Raw genomic sequence first — 22,346 nt, 5'->3', positions numbered from 1 at the left:
ATTATAATATGAAGAATCTATACCTTAAAACGTTAAATTCCAAATTTCTTCACTTAATAGTAATTATTACTGTTTTAGTTGGGAATTTATTTTCTGCAAACGCTCAGGTTAGAATCCCTTTTACACAAAGAGCTTCTACTACTGCTCCGTTTACAAAAAACTATAAAGTTAAAGGGGATTTTACCCTGATGGGAAACACTAATTTAACTTTACAGAATTACACGGAAAATGGTAACAACTCAGCTCCGATGGTATATGTTGACGTGGACACTGATGTTAACACTTTGAATTCATCCTCTGCGACCTTAGTTTTACCTACGGACGATGGTAAAGCTTCTGATTGCTCCAATATTGTATTTGCTGGTTTGTATTGGACAGGTAGATCTTCGAATAGTAATACAAGCAGTAAAACTTTTTCTGTAACTAAAGGTAACGTTACTAAGGCTTTTGATCAAAGTAAAATTTATTTAAAAGGTCCTAATGACGGTAGTTACACCACAATTTCAGCAAACAAAAATGGGAGTAATGACGAAATTTATTACCCAACAACAGCAGATGGATTGATGTATTCAGCATATGCTGATGTTACCAATTTTGTAAAAAATCGTGGTATTGGACAATATACTGCCGCTGACATTGCTTTAGTAGAAGGAAATGGTGGAAGTACTGGCTACTACGGTGGTTGGTCAATGATTGTGATTTATGAAAATTCTGCCATGAAAAACCGCGACATCACAGTCTTTGATGGACACGCATATGTTCAGCAAGGTGTTGATTCTTATAACATTCCTGTTTCTGGTTTTAATGCTGTGCAAACAGGTGACGTAGGTATTAAAGTAGGAGTAATTGCAGGTGAAGGGGATCGTAGTATCGTTGGAGATTATTTTAAAATTCAACAAAAAAATACCACTACCTTTATAGACCTTAACCATACCGGAAATACTGTCAACAATTTCTTTAACTCTTCCATTCAAACGGGTGGAAATGTAAGAAATCCAAACTTGATTAACAATACAGGTCTGGACATTAGTATGTTTAAAATTCCAAATACTGATAATAGTATTATAGGAAATAATCAGACTTCAACAAATTTCAAATATGGTTCAGCTCAAGATACCTATGTAATTTTCGCTCTCGCAATGGCTGTTGATGCCTATGTTCCGGAAATGGAAGGTGTTCTTTCTACTACAACAATCAATGGTGTTCCTGCCGTAGGAGCTGGTCCATTTACTGCACAACCAGGGCAAGAATTAGGATATAAAGTTCAATTTAAAAATAAAGGAACCGAAATTATAAAGAATTCAAAAATTGTAATTCCTGTTCCATATAATGCAACCTATGTTGCTAACAGCGCTACAAAAACTGTTAATTTTATTCCGTTACCAACGCCAAATAGTTTGACATTTGATCCTACTCTTGGAGCAAATGGATCTATTGTTTGGGACATTGGCACATTACCACTACCTACAAATCCAAATACAGTTTTAGCAGAACTTACATTTAAATTCAAGATAACTGAAAACTGTGCATTACTAAAAAATACAAGCTGCGATAACAATATTTTAGTAACTGGGCTAATGAGTGGTACTGGAAATAATTCATTAGTGAATATTGCAGATAAGGCGCTAATTCAAGGTTATACAACTAGTGGAAATTGCGAAGGAACTGCAATACCTACTCCTTTGTCAATCGCTATAGATGCTGATGCTTATATTGTCGCCAATTGTCAGGCTACGCCTACTGTTACTGCATTCACATTTTGCAAAGAAGGAAATACAATTCCTATTACAGACATAGCGGGTGCTTTTCCCGCTGGATCAGCATTCTATGATTCACTTGAAAAAACGAATCAGTACACATCTACTAATCCATTCCCAGCCACGGTGGGCACTAAAACCTATTATGCGATTCCTGCCGGAGCAAGTAATACTTGTTATTTTCAATTCACAATTACTGTAACAAGTATTACATCAACCCCTACAATTACAGATGTGCAATATTGTGTAGGTGATACGGCTATTGCTTTAACAGCTGTTCCTACCAATCCTGCTTTTTCACTTTATTATTACACAAGTCTAACTTCGTCAGCGCAGTCATCAATAATACCGCTAACAGATACAGTAGGAGAAGTAACTTATTATGTTGCTGAAGGACAAACTAATTCTTGTATCGGTCCAAAAAAAGCTTTTAAAGTAATTATTAATGGAAAACCATCATTAAGTCTTACAAGTAAAACAGAAATAAAATGTTTTGGAACTGCAACAGGAAGTATTAATATTAATACAACTGGTGGAACTGCACCATATAAGTATACTTGGACAAAAGATGGTAATCCATTCAGTGCAACAACTGAAGATATCAATAACTTATCAGCTGGTGTATATGTAGTGACTGTTTCAGATAAAAATAATTGTTCGTCTGCACAATTGTCAGTTACAATCAATGCTGCTCCTGCTCAATTAGTGTTAACAGCTACAGCTACTCCAATTTCATGTTTTGGTGGTACTACAGCGGTGACTTTAAATACAACTGGTGGTACGGGTACTTATACCTACGATGCTGCTAATCCTGCAATCACTGCTTTAACTGCTGGAACCTATAACTATAAAGTGAAAGATGCCAATGGTTGTGAAGCTACGGCTTCGGTAACTATTAGTGCTGCTCCTACTCAAGTAGTGTTAACAGCTACGGCTGCTCCAATTTTATGTTTTGGTGGTACAACTAGCGTTATTTTAAATACAACTGGTGGTACGGGTGCTTATACCTACGATGCTGCTAATCCTGCAATCACTGCTTTAACTGCTGGAACGTATACCTATAAAGTGAAAGATGCCAATGGTTGTGAAGCTACGGCTTCGGTAACTATTAGTGCTGCTCCTGCTCAAGTAGTGTTAACAGCTACAGCTACTCCAATTTTATGTTTTGGTGGTACAACTAGCGTTATTTTAAATACAACTGGTGGTACTGGAACTTATACTTACGATGCTGCTAATCCTGCAATCACTGCTTTAACTGCTGGAACCTATACCTATAAAGTGAAAGATGCCAATGGTTGTGAAGCTACGGCTTCGGTAACTATTAGTGCTGCTCCTACTCAAGTAGTGTTAACGGCTACAGCTGCTCCAATTTTATGTTTTGGTGGTACAACTAGCGTTATTTTAAATACAACTGGTGGTACTGGAACTTATACTTACGATGCTGCTAATCCTGCAATCACTGCTTTAACTGCTGGAACCTATACCTATAAAGTGAAAGATGCCAATGGTTGTGAAGCTACGGCTTCGGTAACTATTAGTGCTGCTCCTACTCAAGTAGTGTTAACAGCTACAGCTACTCCAATTTTATGTTTTGGTGGTACAACTAGCGTTATTTTAAATACAACTGGTGGTACGGGTACTTATACTTACGATGCTGCTAATCCTGCAATCACTGCTTTAACTGCTGGAACCTATACCTATAAAGTGAAAGATGCCAATGGTTGTGAAGCTACGGCTTCGGTAACTATTAGTGCTGCTCCTACTCAAGTAGTGTTAACAGCTACAGCTACTCCAATTTTATGTTTTGGTGGTACAACTAGCGTTATTTTAAATACAACTGGTGGTACTGGAACTTATACTTACGATGATGCTAATCCTGCAATCACTGCTTTAACTGCTGGAACCTATACCTATAAAGTGAAAGATGCCAATGGTTGTGAAGCTACGGCTTCGGTAACTATTAGTGCTGCTCCTACTCAAGTAGTGTTAACGGCTACAGCTACTCCAATTTTATGTTTTGGTGGTACAACTAGCGTTATTTTAAATACAACTGGTGGTACTGGAACTTATACTTACGATGCTGCTAATCCTGCAATCACTGCTTTAACTGCTGGAACCTATACCTATAAAGTGAAAGATGCCAATGGTTGTGAAGCTACGGCTTCGGTAACTATTAGTGCTGCTCCTACTCAAGTAGTGTTAACAGCTACGGCTGCTCCAATTTTATGTTTTGGTGGTACTACAACGGTGACTTTAAATACAACTGGTGGTACGGGTGCTTATACTTACGATGCTGCTAATCCTGCAATCACTGCTTTAACTGCTGGAACTTATACCTATAAAGTGAAAGATGCCAATGGTTGTGAAGCTACGGCTTCGGTAACTATTAGTGCTGCTCCTACTCAAGTAGTGTTAACAGCTACAGCTACTCCAATTTTATGTTTTGGTGGTACAACTAGCGTTATTTTAAATACAACTGGTGGTACGGGTACTTATACTTACGATGCTGCTAATCCTGCAATCACTGCTTTAACTGCTGGAACCTATACCTATAAAGTGAAAGATGCCAATGGTTGTGAAGCTACGGCTTCGGTAACTATTAGTGCTGCTCCTACTCAAGTAGTGTTAACAGCTACAGCTACTCCAATTTCATGTTTTGGTGGTACTACAGCGGTGACTTTAAATACAACTGGTGGTACGGGTACTTATACTTACGATGCTGCTAATCCTGCAATCACTGCTTTAACTGCTGGAACCTATACCTATAAAGTGAAAGATGCCAATGGTTGTGAAGCTACGGCTTCGGTAACTATTAGTGCTGCTCCTGCTCAAGTAGTGTTAACGGCTACAGCTGCTCCAATTTTATGTTTTGGTGGTACAACTAGCGTTATTTTAAATACAACTGGTGGTACGGGTACTTATACTTACGATGCTGCTAATCCTGCAATCACTGCTTTAACTGCTGGAACCTATAACTATAAAGTGAAAGATGCCAATGGTTGTGAAGCTACGGCTTCGGTAACTATTAGTGCTGCTCCTACTCAAGTAGTGTTAACGGCTACGGCTGCTCCAATTTTATGTTTTGGTGGTACTACAGCGGTGACTTTAAATACAACTGGTGGTACTGGAACTTATACTTACGATGCTGCTAATCCTGCAATCTCTGCTTTAACTGCTGGAACCTATAACTATAAAGTGAAAGATGCCAATGGTTGTGAAGCTACGGCTTCGGTAACTATTAGTGCTGCTCCTACTCAAGTAGTGTTAACAGCTACAGCTACTCCAATTTTATGTTTTGGTGGTACAACTAGCGTTATTTTAAATACAACTGGTGGTACGGGTACTTATACTTACGATGCTGCTAATCCTGCAATCACTGCTTTAACTGCTGGAACCTATACCTATAAAGTGAAAGATGCCAATGGTTGTGAAGCTACGGCTTCGGTAACTATTAGTGCTGCTCCTACTCAAGTAGTGTTAACAGCTACAGCTACTCCAATTTTATGTTTTGGTGGTACAACTAGCGTTATTTTAAATACAACTGGTGGTACTGGAACTTATACTTACGATGCTGCTAATCCTGCAATCACTGCTTTAACTGCTGGAACCTATAACTATAAAGTGAAAGATGCCAATGGTTGTGAAGCTACGGCTTCGGTAACTATTAGTGCTGCTCCTACTCAAGTAGTGTTAACAGCTACGGCTGCTCCAATTTTATGTTTTGGTGGTACAACTAGCGTTATTTTAAATACAACTGGTGGTACTGGAACTTATACTTACGATGCTGCTAATCCTGCAATCACTGCTTTAACTGCTGGAACCTACACCTATAAAGTGAAAGATGCCAATGGTTGTGAAGCTACGGCTTCGGTAACTATTAGTGCTGCTCCTACTCAAGTAGTGTTAACAGCTACAGCTACTCCAATTTTATGTTTTGGTGGTACAACTAGCGTTATTTTAAATACAACTGGTGGTACTGGAACTTATACTTACGATGCTGCTAATCCTGCAATCACTGCTTTAACTGCTGGAACCTATAACTATAAAGTGAAAGATGCCAATGGTTGTGAAGCTACGGCTTCGGTAACTATTAGTGCTGCTCCTACTCAAGTAGTGTTAACAGCTACGGCTGCTCCAATTTTATGTTTTGGTGGTACTACAGCGGTGACTTTAAATACAACTGGTGGTACGGGTACTTATACCTACGATGCTGCTAATCCTGCAATCACTGCTTTAACTGCTGGAACCTATACCTATAAAGTGAAAGATGCCAATGGTTGTGAAGCTACGGCTTCGGTAACTATTACCCAACCTGCAGCAGCAATTACTTCAGTAGCTATTGTAACAAATAATAGCAATTGTGTGGGATGTAGTAATGGCACCATAACGCAAACTGTTTCTGGAGGAACTTCTCCATATACCTACTTATGGTCAAATGGTGCTACAACAAAAGATCTTACTAATTTGGCAAAAGGCACGTATAGCGTTGAAATTAAAGACCAAAATGGTTGTACCACAAATTATACTTATGCAGTTACAGAATCAGGTATTGCTCTTGTGAAAACAGCAACAGTGAGTGGAACGGGTAAAGTGGGTGATGTAATTACGTATACTTTTGCAGTAACCAATACTGGAAATACTTCACTTACGAATGTAGTAGTAACCGATCCAATGGTAGGTTTAACCATTACTGGAAACCCAATTGCAACTCTTGCAGTAGGCGCTTCTAATGCCACTATCAAAGGAACGTACACCATTACTCAGGCAGATATCGATGCGGGTAAAGTAGTCAACACGGCTTTAGCTACGGCTCAAGATCCAAAAGAAAATGACGTAACAGATATCTCTGGTACTTCAGTTGATAACAACACCCCTACTGACACTCCGCTAACGCAAAATCCAAGTATTGCTCTTGTGAAAACAGCAACAGTGAGTGGAACGGGTAAAGTGGGTGATGTGATTACGTATATTTTTGCAGTAACCAATACTGGAAATACTTCACTTACGAATGTAGTAGTAACCGATCCAATGGTAGGTTTAACCATTACTGGAAACCCAATTGCAACTCTTGCAGTAGGCGCTTCTAATGCCACTATCAAAGGAACGTACACCATTACTCAGGCCGATATCGATGTGGGTAAAGTAGTCAACACGGCTTTAGCTACGGCTCAAGATCCAAAAGAAAATGACGTAACAGATATCTCTGGTACTTCAGTTGATAACAACACATCTACTGACACTCCACTAACGCAAAATCCAAGTATTGCTCTTGTGAAAACAGCAACAGTGAGTGGAACGGGTAAAGTGGGTGATGTAATTACGTATACTTTTGCAGTAACCAATACTGGAAATACTTCGCTTACGAATGTAGTAGTAACCGATCCAATGGTAGGTTTAACCATTACTGGAAACCCAATTGCAACTCTTGCAGTAGGCGCTTCTAATGCCACTATCAAAGGAACGTACACCATTACTCAGGCCGATATCGATGCGGGTAAAGTAGTCAACACGGCTTTAGCTACGGCTCAAGATCCAAAAGAAAATGACGTAACAGATATCTCTGGTACTTCAGTTGATAACAACACATCTACTGACACTCCGCTAACGCAAAATCCAAGTATTGCTCTTGTGAAAACAGCAACAGTGAGTGGAACGGGTAAAGTGGGTGATGTAATTACGTATACTTTTGCAGTAACCAATACTGGAAATACTTCGCTTACGAATGTAGTAGTAACCGATCCAATGGTAGGTTTAACCATTACTGGAAACCCAATTGCAACTCTTGCAGTAGGCGCTTCTAATGCCACTATCAAAGGAACGTACACCATTACTCAGGCCGATATCGATGCGGGTAAAGTAGTCAACACGGCTTTAGCTACGGCTCAAGATCCAAAAGAAAATGACGTAACAGATATCTCTGGTACTTCAGTTGATAACAACACCCCTACTGACACTCCGCTAACGCAAAATCCAAGTATTGCTCTTGTGAAAACAGCAACAGTGAGTGGAACGGGTAAAGTGGGTGATGTAATTACGTATACTTTTGCAGTAACCAATACTGGAAATACTTCACTTACGAATGTAGTAGTAACCGATCCAATGGTAGGTTTAACCATTACTGGAAACCCAATTGCAACTCTTGCAGTAGGCGCTTCTAATGCCACTATCAAAGGAACGTACACCATTACTCAGGCCGATATCGATGCGGGTAAAGTAGTCAACACGGCTTTAGCTACGGCTCAAGATCCAAAAGGAAATGACGTAACAGATATCTCTGGTACTTCAGTTGATAACAACACCCCTACTGACACTCCGCTAACGCAAAATCCAAGTATTGCTCTTGTGAAAACAGCAACAGTGAGTGGAACGGGTAAAGTGGGTGATGTAATCACGTATACTTTTGCAGTAACCAATACTGGAAATACTTCGCTTACGAATGTAGTAGTAACCGATCCAATGGTAGGTTTAACCATTACTGGAAACCCAATTGCAACTCTTGCAGTAGGCGCTTCTAATGCCACTATCAAAGGAACGTACACCATTACTCAGGCCGATATCGATGCGGGTAAAGTAGTCAACACGGCTTTAGCTACGGCTCAAGATCCAAAAGAAAATGACGTAACAGATATCTCTGGTACTTCAGTTGATAACAACACCCCTACTGACACTCCGCTAACGCAAAATCCAAGTATTGCTCTTGTGAAAACAGCAACAGTGAGTGGAACGGGTAAAGTGGGTGATGTAATCACGTATACTTTTGCAGTAACCAATACTGGAAATACTTCACTTACGAATGTAGTAGTAACCGATCCAATGGTAGGTTTAACCATTACTGGAAACCCAATTGCAACTCTTGCAGTAGGCGCTTCTAATGCCACTATCAAAGGAACGTACACCATTACTCAGGCAGATATCGATGCGGGTAAAGTAGTCAACACGGCTTTAGCTACGGCTCAAGATCCAAAAGAAAATGACGTAACAGATATCTCTGGTACTTCAGTTGATAACAACACCCCTACTGACACTCCGCTAACGCAAAATCCAAGTATTGCTCTTGTGAAAACAGCAACAGTGAGTGGAACGGGTAAAGTGGGTGATGTAATCACGTATACTTTTGCAGTAACCAATACTGGAAATACTTCACTTACGAATGTAGTAGTAACCGACCCAATGGTAGGTTTAACCATTACTGGAAACCCAATTGCAACTCTTGCAGTAGGCGCTTCTAATGCCACTATCAAAGGAACGTACACCATTACTCAGGCCGATATCGATGCGGGTAAAGTAGTCAACACGGCTTTAGCTACGGCTCAAGATCCAAAAGAAAATGACGTAACAGATATCTCTGGTACTTCAGTTGATAACAACACCCCTACTGACACTCCGCTAACGCAAAATCCAAGTATTGCTCTTGTGAAAACAGCAACAGTGAGTGGAACGGGTAAAGTGGGTGATGTAATTACGTATACTTTTGCAGTAACCAATACTGGAAATACTTCACTTACGAATGTAGTAGTAACCGATCCAATGGTAGGTTTAACCATTACTGGAAACCCAATTGCAACTCTTGCAGTAGGCGCTTCTAATGCCACTATCAAAGGAACGTACACCATTACTCAGGCCGATATCGATGCGGGTAAAGTAGTCAACACGGCTTTAGCTACGGCTCAAGATCCAAAAGAAAATGACGTAACAGATATCTCTGGTACTTCAGTTGATAACAACACATCTACTGACACTCCGCTAACGCAAAATCCAAGTATTGCTCTTGTGAAAACAGCAACAGTGAGTGGAACGGGTAAAGTGGGTGATGTAATCACGTATACTTTTGCAGTAACCAATACTGGAAATACTTCGCTTACGAATGTAGTAGTAACCGATCCAATGGTAGGTTTAACCATTACTGGAAACCCAATTGCAACTCTTGCAGTAGGCGCTTCTAATGCCACTATCAAAGGAACGTACACCATTACTCAGGCAGATATCGATGCGGGTAAAGTAGTCAACACGGCTTTAGCTACGGCTCAAGATCCAAAAGAAAATGACGTAACAGATATCTCTGGTACTTCAGTTGATAACAACACCCCTACTGACACTCCGCTAACGCAAAATCCAAGTATTGCTCTTGTGAAAACAGCAACAGTGAGTGGAACGGGTAAAGTGGGTGATGTAATTACGTATACTTTTGCAGTAACCAATACTGGAAATACTTCACTTACGAATGTAGTAGTAACCGATCCAATGGTAGGTTTAACCATTACTGGAAACCCAATTGCAACTCTTGCAGTAGGCGCTTCTAATGCCACTATCAAAGGAACGTACACCATTACTCAGGCAGATATCGATGCGGGTAAAGTAGTCAACACGGCTTTAGCTACGGCTCAAGATCCAAAAGAAAATGACGTAACAGATATCTCTGGTACTTCAGTTGATAACAACACATCTACTGACACTCCGCTAACGCAAAATCCAAGTATTGCTCTTGTGAAAACAGCAACAGTGAGTGGAACGGGTAAAGTGGGTGATGTGATTACGTATACTTTTGCAGTAACCAATACTGGAAATACTTCACTTACGAATGTAGTAGTAACCGATCCAATGGTAGGTTTAACCATTACTGGAAACCCAATTGCAACTCTTGCAGTAGGCGCTTCTAATGCCACTATCAAAGGAACGTACACCATTACTCAGGCAGATATCGATGCGGGTAAAGTAGTCAACACGGCTTTAGCTACGGCTCAAGATCCAAAAGGAAATGACGTAACAGATATCTCTGGTACTTCAGTTGATAACAACACCCCTACTGACACTCCGCTAACGCAAAATCCAAGTATTGCTCTTGTGAAAACAGCAACAGTGAGTGGAACGGGTAAAGTGGGTGATGTAATCACGTATACTTTTGCAGTAACCAATACTGGAAATACTTCACTTACGAATGTAGTAGTAACCGATCCAATGGTAGGTTTAACCATTACTGGAAACCCAATTGCAACTCTTGCAGTAGGCGCTTCTAATGCCACTATCAAAGGAACGTACACCATTACTCAGGCAGATATCGATGCGGGTAAAGTAGTCAACACGGCTTTAGCTACGGCTCAAGATCCAAAAGGAAATGACGTAACAGATATCTCTGGTACTTCAGTTGATAACAACACCCCTACTGACACTCCGCTAACGCAAAATCCAAGTATTGCTCTTGTGAAAACAGCAACAGTGAGTGGAACGGGTAAAGTGGGTGATGTGATTACGTATACTTTTGCAGTAACCAATACTGGAAATACTTCACTTACGAATGTAGTAGTAACCGATCCAATGGTAGGTTTAACCATTACTGGAAACCCAATTGCAACTCTTGCAGTAGGCGCTTCTAATGCCACTATCAAAGGAACGTACACCATTACTCAGGCAGATATCGATGCGGGTAAAGTAGTCAACACGGCTTTAGCTACGGCTCAAGATCCAAAAGAAAATGACGTAACAGATATCTCTGGTACTTCAGTTGATAACAACACATCTACTGACACTCCGCTAACGCAAAATCCAAGTATTGCTCTTGTGAAAACAGCAACAGTGAGTGGAACGGGTAAAGTGGGTGATGTAATCACGTATACTTTTGCAGTAACCAATACTGGAAATACTTCGCTTACGAATGTAGTAGTAACCGATCCAATGGTAGGTTTAACCATTACTGGAAACCCAATTGCAACTCTTGCAGTAGGCGCTTCTAATGCCACTATCAAAGGAACGTACACCATTACTCAGGCAGATATCGATGCGGGTAAAGTAGTCAACACGGCTTTAGCTACGGCTCAAGATCCAAAAGAAAATGACGTAACAGATATCTCTGGTACTTCAGTTGATAACAACACATCTACTGACACTCCGCTAACGCAAAATCCAAGTATTGCTCTTGTGAAAACAGCAACAGTGAGTGGAACGGGTAAAGTGGGTGATGTGATTACGTATATTTTTGCAGTAACCAATACTGGAAATACTTCACTTACGAATGTAGTAGTAACCGATCCAATGGTAGGTTTAACCATTACTGGAAACCCAATTGCAACTCTTGCAGTAGGCGCTTCTAATGCCACTATCAAAGGAACGTACACCATTACTCAGGCCGATATCGATGCGGGTAAAGTAGTCAACACGGCTTTAGCTACGGCTCAAGATCCAAAAGAAAATGACGTAACAGATATCTCTGGTACTTCAGTTGATAACAACACATCTACTGACACTCCGCTAACGCAAAATCCAAGTATTGCTCTTGTGAAAACAGCAACAGTGAGTGGAACGGGTAAAGTGGGTGATGTGATTACGTATATTTTTGCAGTAACCAATACTGGAAATACTTCACTTACGAATGTAGTAGTAACCGATCCAATGGTAGGTTTAACCATTACTGGAAACCCAATTGCAACTCTTGCAGTAGGCGCTTCTAATGCCACTATCAAAGGAACGTACACCATTACTCAGGCCGATATCGATGCGGGTAAAGTAGTCAACACGGCTTTAGCTACGGCTCAAGATCCAAAAGGAAATGACGTAACAGATATCTCTGGTACTTCAGTTGATAACAACACATCTACTGACACTCCGCTAACGCAAAATCCAAGTATTGCTCTTGTGAAAACAGCAACAGTGAGTGGAACGGGTAAAGTGGGTGATGTGATTACGTATACTTTTGCAGTAACCAATACTGGAAATACTTCACTTACGAATGTAGTAGTAACCGATCCAATGGTAGGTTTAACCATTACTGGAAACCCAATTGCAACTCTTGCAGTAGGCGCTTCTAATGCCACTATCAAAGGAACGTACACCATTACTCAGGCCGATATCGATGCGGGTAAAGTAGTCAACACGGCTTTAGCTACGGCTCAAGATCCAAAAGGAAATGACGTAACAGATATCTCTGGTACTTCAGTTGATAACAACACATCTACTGACACTCCGCTAACGCAAAATCCAAGTATTGCTCTTGTGAAAACAGCAACAGTGAGTGGAACGGGTAAAGTGGGTGATGTGATTACGTATATTTTTGCAGTAACCAATACTGGAAATACTTCACTTACGAATGTAGTAGTAACCGATCCAATGGTAGGTTTAACCATTACTGGAAACCCAATTGCAACTCTTGCAGTAGGCGCTTCTAATGCCACTATCAAAGGAACGTACACCATTACTCAGGCCGATATCGATGCGGGTAAAGTAGTCAACACGGCTTTAGCTACGGCTCAAGATCCAAAAGGAAATGACGTAACAGATATCTCTGGTACTTCAGTTGATAACAACACCCCTACTGACACTCCGCTAACGCAAAATCCAAGTATTGCTCTTGTGAAAACAGCAACAGTGAGTGGAACGGGTAAAGTGGGTGATGTAATTACGTATACTTTTGCAGTAACCAATACTGGAAATACTTCACTTACGAATGTAGTAGTAACCGATCCAATGGTAGGTTTAACCATTACTGGAAACCCAATTGCAACTCTTGCAGTAGGCGCTTCTAATGCCACTATCAAAGGAACGTACACCATTACTCAGGCCGATATCGATGCGGGTAAAGTAGTCAACACGGCTTTAGCTACGGCTCAAGATCCAAAAGGAAATGACGTAACAGATATCTCTGGTACTTCAGTTGATAACAACACCCCTACTGACACTCCGCTAACGCAAAATCCAAGTATTGCTCTTGTGAAAACAGCAACAGTGAGTGGAACGGGTAAAGTGGGTGATGTAATTACGTATACTTTTGCAGTAACCAATACTGGAAATACTTCACTTACGAATGTAGTAGTAACCGATCCAATGGTAGGTTTAACCATTACTGGAAACCCAATTGCAACTCTTGCAGTAGGCGCTTCTAATGCTACTATCAAAGGAACGTACACCATTACTCAGGCCGATATCGATGCGGGTAAAGTAGTCAACACGGCTTTAGCTACGGCTCAAGATCCAAAAGGAAATGACGTAACAGATATCTCTGGTACTTCAGTTGATAACAACACATCTACTGACACTCCGCTAACGCAAAATCCAAGTATTGCTCTTGTGAAAACAGCAACAGTGAGTGGAACGGGTAAAGTGGGTGATGTAATCACGTATACTTTTGCAGTAACCAATACTGGAAATACTTCGCTTACGAATGTAGTAGTAACCGATCCAATGGTAGGTTTAACCATTACTGGAAACCCAATTGCAACTCTTGCAGTAGGCGCTTCTAATGCCACTATCAAAGGAACGTACACCATTACTCAGGCCGATATCGATGCGGGTAAAGTAGTCAACACGGCTTTAGCTACGGCTCAAGATCCAAAAGAAAATGACGTAACAGATATCTCTGGTACTTCAGTTGATAACAACACCCCTACTGACACTCCGCTAACGCAAAATCCAAGTATTGCTCTTGTGAAAACAGCAACAGTGAGTGGAACGGGTAAAGTGGGTGATGTAATCACGTATACTTTTGCAGTAACCAATACTGGAAATACTTCACTTACGAATGTAGTAGTAACCGATCCAATGGTAGGTTTAACCATTACTGGAAACCCAATTGCAACTCTTGCAGTAGGCGCTTCTAATGCCACTATCAAAGGAACGTACACCATTACTCAGGCAGATATCGATGCGGGTAAAGTAGTCAACACGGCTTTAGCTACGGCTCAAGATCCAAAAGAAAATGACGTAACAGATATCTCTGGTACTTCAGTTGATAACAACACCCCTACTGACACTCCGCTAACGCAAAATCCAAGTATTGCTCTTGTGAAAACAGCAACAGTGAGTGGAACGGGTAAAGTGGGTGATGTGATTACGTATACTTTTGCAGTAACCAATACTGGAAATACTTCACTTACGAATGTAGTAGTAACCGATCCAATGGTAGGTTTAACCATTACTGGAAACCCAATTGCAACTCTTGCAGTAGGCGCTTCTAATGCCACTATCAAAGGAACGTACACCATTACTCAGGCAGATATCGATGCGGGTAAAGTAGTCAACACGGCTTTAGCTACGGCTCAAGATCCAAAAGGAAATGACGTAACAGATATCTCTGGTACTTCAGTTGATAACAACACCCCTACTGACACTCCGCTAACGCAAAATCCAAGTATTGCTCTTGTGAAAACAGCAACAGTGAGTGGAACGGGTAAAGTGGGTGATGTAATCACGTATACTTTTGCAGTAACCAATACTGGAAATACTTCACTTACGAATGTAGTAGTAACCGATCCAATGGTAGGTTTAACCATTACTGGAAACCCAATTGCAACTCTTGCAGTAGGCGCTTCTAATGCCACTATCAAAGGAACGTACACCATTACTCAGGCAGATATCGATGCGGGTAAAGTAGTCAACACGGCTTTAGCTACGGCTCAAGATCCAAAAGGAAATGACGTAACAGATATCTCTGGTACTTCAGTTGATAACAACACCCCTACTGACACTCCGCTAACGCAAAATCCAAGTATTGCTCTTGTGAAAACAGCAACAGTGAGTGGAACGGGTAAAGTGGGTGATGTGATTACGTATACTTTTGCAGTAACCAATACTGGAAATACTTCACTTACGAATGTAGTAGTAACCGATCCAATGGTAGGTTTAACCATTACTGGAAACCCAATTGCAACTCTTGCAGTAGGCGCTTCTAATGCCACTATCAAAGGAACGTACACCATTACTCAGGCAGATATCGATGCGGGTAAAGTAGTCAACACGGCTTTAGCTACGGCTCAAGATCCAAAAGAAAATGACGTAACAGATATCTCTGGTACTTCAGTTGATAACAACACATCTACTGACACTCCGCTAACGCAAAATCCAAGTATTGCTCTTGTGAAAACAGCAACAGTGAGTGGAACGGGTAAAGTGGGTGATGTAATCACGTATACTTTTGCAGTAACCAATACTGGAAATACTTCGCTTACGAATGTAGTAGTAACCGATCCAATGGTAGGTTTAACCATTACTGGAAACCCAATTGCAACTCTTGCAGTAGGCGCTTCTAATGCCACTATCAAAGGAACGTACACCATTACTCAGGCAGATATCGATGCGGGTAAAGTAGTCAACACGGCTTTAGCTACGGCTCAAGATCCAAAAGAAAATGACGTAACAGATATCTCTGGTACTTCAGTTGATAACAACACATCTACTGACACTCCGCTAACGCAAAATCCAAGTATTGCTCTTGTGAAAACAGCAACAGTGAGTGGAACGGGTAAAGTGGGTGATGTGATTACGTATATTTTTGCAGTAACCAATACTGGAAATACTTCACTTACGAATGTAGTAGTAACCGATCCAATGGTAGGTTTAACCATTACTGGAAACCCAATTGCAACTCTTGCAGTAGGCGCTTCTAATGCCACTATCAAAGGAACGTACACCATTACTCAGGCCGATATCGATGTGGGTAAAGTAGTCAACACGGCTTTAGCTACGGCTCAAGATCCAAAAGAAAATGACGTAACAGATATCTCTGGTACTTCAGTTGATAACAACACATCTACTGACACTCCACTAACGCAAAATCCAAGTATTGCTCTTGTGAAAACAGCAACAGTGAGTGGAACGGGTAAAGTGGGTGATGTAATTACGTATACTTTTGCAGTAACCAATACTGGAAATACTTCGCTTACGAATGTAGTAGTAACCGATCCAATGGTAGGTTTAACCATTACTGGAAACCCAATTGCAACTCTTGCAGTAGGCGCTTCTAATGCCACTATCAAAGGAACGTACACCATTACTCAGGCCGATATCGATGCGGGTAAAGTAGTCAACACGGCTTTAGCTACGGCTCAAGATCCAAAAGAAAATGACGTAACAGATATCTCTGGTACTTCAGTTGATAACAACACATCTACTGACACTCCGCTAACGCAAAATCCAAGTATTGCTCTTGTGAAAACAGCAACAGTGAGTGGAACGGGTAAAGTGGGTGATGTAATTACGTATACTTTTGCAGTAACCAATACTGGAAATACTTCACTTACGAATGTAGTAGTAACCGATCCAATGGTAGGTTTAACCATTACTGGAAACCCAATTGCAACTCTTGCAGTAGGCGCTTCTAATGCCACTATCAAAGGAACGTACACCATTACTCAGGCCGATATCGATGCGGGTAAAGTAGTCAACACGGCTTTAGCTACGGCTCAAGATCCAAAAGAAAATGACGTAACAGATATCTCTGGTACTTCAGTTGATAACAACACATCTACTGACACTCCGCTAACGCAAAATCCAAGTATTGCTCTTGTGAAAACAGCAACAGTGAGTGGAACGGGTAAAGTGGGTGATGTGATTACGTATACTTTTGCAGTAACCAATACTGGAAATACTTCACTTACGAATGTAGTAGTAACCGATCCAATGGTAGGTTTAACCATTACTGGAAACCCAATTGCAACTCTTGCAGTAGGCGCTTCTAATGCCACTATCAAAGGAACGTACACCATTACTCAGGCAGATATCGATGCGGGTAAAGTAGTCAACACGGCTTTAGCTACGGCTCAAGATCCAAAAGAAAATGACGTAACAGATATCTCTGGTACTTCAGTTGATAACAACACATCTACTGACACTCCGCTAACGCAAAATCCAAGTATTGCTCTTGTGAAAACAGCAACAGTGAGTGGAACGGGTAAAGTGGGTGATGTAATTACGTATACTTTTGCAGTAACCAATACTGGAAATACTTCACTTACGAATGTAGTAGTAACCGATCCAATGGTAGGTTTAACCATTACTGGAAACCCAATTGCAACTCTTGCAGTAGGCGCTTCTAATGCCACTATCAAAGGAACGTACACCATTACTCAGGCCGATATCGATGCGGGTAAAGTAGTCAACACGGCTTTAGCTACGGCTCAAGATCCAAAAGAAAATGACGTAACAGATATCTCTGGTACTTCAGTTGATAACAACACCCCTACTGACACTCCGCTAACGCAAAATCCAAGTATTGCTCTTGTGAAAACAGCAACAGTGAGTGGAACGGGTAAAGTGGGTGATGTAATTACGTATACTTTTGCAGTAACCAATACTGGAAATACTTCACTTACGAATGTAGTAGTAACCGATCCAATGGTAGGTTTAACCATTACTGGAAACCCAATTGCAACTCTTGCAGTAGGCGCTTCTAATGCCACTATCAAAGGAACGTACACCATTACTCAGGCAGATATCGATGCGGGTAAAGTAGTCAACACGGCTTTAGCTACGGCTCAAGATCCAAAAGAAAATGACGTAACAGATATCTCTGGTACTTCAGTTGATAACAACACCCCTACTGACACTCCGCTAACGCAAAATCCAAGTATTGCTCTTGTGAAAACAGCAACAGTGAGTGGAACGGGTAAAGTGGGTGATGTAATTACGTATACTTTTGCAGTAACCAATACTGGAAATACTTCACTTACGAATGTAGTAGTAACCGATCCAATGGTAGGTTTAACCATTACTGGAAACCCAATTGCAACTCTTGCAGTAGGCGCTTCTAATGCCACTATCAAAGGAACGTACACCATTACTCAGGCCGATATCGATGCGGGTAAAGTAGTCAACACGGCTTTAGCTACGGCTCAAGATCCAAAAGAAAATGACGTAACAGATATCTCTGGTACTTCAGTTGATAACAACACCCCTACTGACACTCCGCTAACGCAAAATCCAAGTATTGCTCTTGTGAAAACAGCAACAGTGAGTGGAACGGGTAAAGTGGGTGATGTAATTACGTATACTTTTGCAGTAACCAATACTGGAAATACTTCACTTACGAATGTAGTAGTAACCGATCCAATGGTAGGTTTAACCATTACTGGAAACCCAATTGCAACTCTTGCAGTAGGCGCTTCTAATGCCACCATCAAAGGAACGTACACCATTACTCAGGCCGATATCGATGCGGGTAAAGTAGTCAACACGGCTTTAGCTACGGCTCAAGATCCAAAAGAAAATGACGTAACAGATATCTCTGGTACTTCAGTTGATAACAACACCCCTACTGACACTCCGCTAACGCAAAATCCAAGTATTGCTCTTGTGAAAACAGCAACAGTGAGTGGAACGGGTAAAGTGGGTGATGTAATCACGTATACTTTTGCAGTAACCAATACTGGAAATACTTCACTTACGAATGTAGTAGTAACCGATCCAATGGTAGGTTTAACCATTACTGGAAACCCAATTGCAACTCTTGCAGTAGGCGCTTCTAATGCCACTATCAAAGGAACGTACACCATTACTCAGGCAGATATCGATGCGGGTAAAGTAGTCAACACGGCTTTAGCTACGGCTCAAGATCCAAAAGAAAATGACGTAACAGATATCTCTGGTACTTCAGTTGATAACAACACCCCTACTGACACTCCGCTAACGCAAAATCCAAGTATTGCTCTTGTGAAAACAGCAACAGTGAGTGGAACGGGTAAAGTGGGTGATGTGATTACGTATACTTTTGCAGTAACCAATACTGGAAATACTTCGCTTACGAATGTAGTAGTAACCGATCCAATGGTAGGTTTAACCATTACTGGAAACCCAATTGCAACTCTTGCAGTAGGCGCTTCTAATGCCACTATCAAAGGAACGTACACCATTACTCAGGCAGATATCGATGCGGGTAAAGTAGTCAACACGGCTTTAGCTACGGCTCAAGATCCAAAAGAAAATGACGTAACAGATATCTCTGGTACTTCAGTTGATAACAACACCCCTACTGACACTCCGCTAACGCAAAATCCAAGTATTGCTCTTGTGAAAACAGCAACAGTGAGTGGAACGGGTAAAGTGGGTGATGTAATCACGTATACTTTTGCAGTAACCAATACTGGAAATACTTCGCTTACGAATGTAGTAGTAACCGATCCAATGGTAGGTTTAACCATTACTGGAAACCCAATTGCAACTCTTGCAGTAGGCGCTTCTAATGCCACTATCAAAGGAACGTACACCATTACTCAGGCAGATATCGATGCGGGTAAAGTAGTCAACACGGCTTTAGCTACGGCTCAAGATCCAAAAGAAAATGACGTAACAGATATCTCTGGTACTTCAGTTGATAACAACACCCCTACTGACACTCCGCTAACGCAAAATCCAAGTATTGCTCTTGTGAAAACAGCAACAGTGAGTGGAACGGGTAAAGTGGGTGATGTAATTACGTATACTTTTGCAGTAACCAATACTGGAAATACTTCACTTACGAATGTAGTAGTAACCGATCCAATGGTAGGTTTAACCATTACTGGAAACCCAATTGCAACTCTTGCAGTAGGCGCTTCTAATGCCACTATCAAAGGAACGTACACCATTACTCAGGCCGATATCGATGCGGGTAAAGTAGTCAACACGGCTTTAGCTACGGCTCAAGATCCAAAAGAAAATGACGTAACAGATATCTCTGGTACTTCAGTTGATAACAACACCCCTACTGACACTCCGCTAACGCAAAATCCAAGTATTGCTCTTGTGAAAACAGCAACAGTGAGTGGAACAGGTAAAGTGGGTGATGTAATTACGTATACTTTTGCAGTAACCAATACTGGAAATACTTCACTTACGAATGTAGTAGTAACCGATCCAATGGTAGGTTTAACCATTACTGGAAACCCAATTGCAACTCTTGCAGTAGGCGCTTCTAATGCCACTATCAAAGGAACGTACACCATTACTCAGGCAGATATCGATGCGGGTAAAGTAGTCAACACGGCTTTAGCTACGGCTCAAGATCCAAAAGAAAATGACGTAACAGATATCTCTGGTACTTCAGTTGATAACAACACATCTACTGACACTCCGCTAACGCAAAATCCAAGTATTGCTCTTGTGAAAACAGCAACAGTGAGTGGAACGGGTAAAGTGGGTGATGTAATCACGTATACTTTTGCAGTAACCAATACTGGAAATACTTCGCTTACGAATGTAGTAGTAACCGATCCAATGGTAGGTTTAACCATTACTGGAAACCCAATTGCAACTCTTGCAGTAGGCGCTTCTAATGCCACTATCAAAGGAACGTACACCATTACTCAGGCAGATATCGATGCGGGTAAAGTAGTCAACACGGCTTTAGCTACGGCTCAAGATCCAAAAGAAAATGACGTAACAGATATCTCTGGTACTTCAGTTGATAACAACACCCCTACTGACACTCCGCTAACGCAAAATCCAAGTATTGCTCTTGTGAAAACAGCAACAGTGAGTGGAACGGGTAAAGTGGGTGATGTAATTACGTATACTTTTGCAGTAACCAATACTGGAAATACTTCGCTTACGAATGTAGTAGTAACCGATCCAATGGTAGGTTTAACCATTACTGGAAACCCAATTGCAACTCTTGCAGTAGGCGCTTCTAATGCCACTATCAAAGGAACGTACACCATTACTCAGGCAGATATCGATGCGGGTAAAGTAGTCAACACGGCTTTAGCTACGGCTCAAGATCCAAAAGGAAATGACGTAACAGATATCTCTGGTACTTCAGTTGATAACAACACATCTACTGACACTCCGCTAACGCAAAAAGGAAGTATTGTCTTGGTGAAAAAAGGCGTGTTTGCTGACACTAATAATGATGGTTTTGCTCAAGCGGGTGAAAAAATCAATTATAGTTTCACAATAACAAACACTGGAAATGTAACAGTTACTAATATCGCTATTGCCGATCCAATGCCAGGATTGACTATCACGAATAGCCCAATCGCTTCTCTCCTAGCTGGAGCAAATGCAACAGTAACTGGAACATATATCCTTACTCAAGCTGATGTTGATGGTGGTAAAGTGACTAACTCGGCTCTAGCAACTGGTAAAGATCCTAACGGAAAAGATGTGAAAGATATTTCTGGAACTACTGTAGAAAATGATACGGCTACTACTACTCCATTAGTACAAAGTGCAAAATTAGAAGTTATTAAAACCGCTTCGACAGATGGTTATAGTTTAGCAGGAGATGTAATTAGTTATACTATCGAAGTGAAAAACACGGGTACTGTAACTTTGTATCAAATACTAGTAACTGACCCATTAACTGGATTGAGTACAACTATAGCGAGCTTAGCGCCTGGTCGTTCTCAACTATTTAACGAAAACTATACGATAACTAAAATTGATCTAGTAAATAATATTGTTACTAATACTGCTACTGCAAATGGATTTACACCAAATAACACTAGTATCAGCGCTTCAGACTCTGTAGATGTTGAAAAGTCTCTAGTATTAGGTTGTGGAACAATTCTAGTTCATAATGCCTTCTCTCCAAATGGAGACGGAATAAATGATGTATTTACAATTGATAACATTGGTGATACTTCTTGTTATCCTGAGAATACAGTTGAAATTTATAACCGCTGGGGTGTATTAGTTTTTGAAACTAAAAACTATAACAACCAGAGTAATAATTTCGAAGGTATCTCTCGTGGAAGAACAACTATTAGCCAATCGACTGGTTTACCAACTGGAACGTATTTCTACATTTTAAATTACACTTCCGTTGATGGAAATGGTGATATTCAAACTAATAAAAAGGACGGGTACTTATACCTTGCCAAATAATTTTAACTAATTTTAAATCCTGAGGAT

The 22,346-nt window shown here is 40.9% G+C and carries 1 protein-coding gene; it reads left to right on the top strand.

Annotated features, from left to right (window positions below):
* Positions 1–8: 8 nt before the first annotated feature.
* Positions 9–22,319, top strand: a complete 22,311-nt coding sequence (locus ACXX80_RS12290; RefSeq protein ID WP_458553447.1) for a CLIPPER-2 domain-containing protein — start codon at positions 9–11, stop codon at positions 22,317–22,319.
* The last annotated feature ends 27 nt before the right edge of the window (positions 22,320–22,346 follow it).

This window comes from Flavobacterium sp. GNP002 (genome assembly GCF_054343795.1).
Note: the sequence above shows the minus strand (reverse complement) of the source record. Positions and strands in the feature narration are given on the sequence as shown.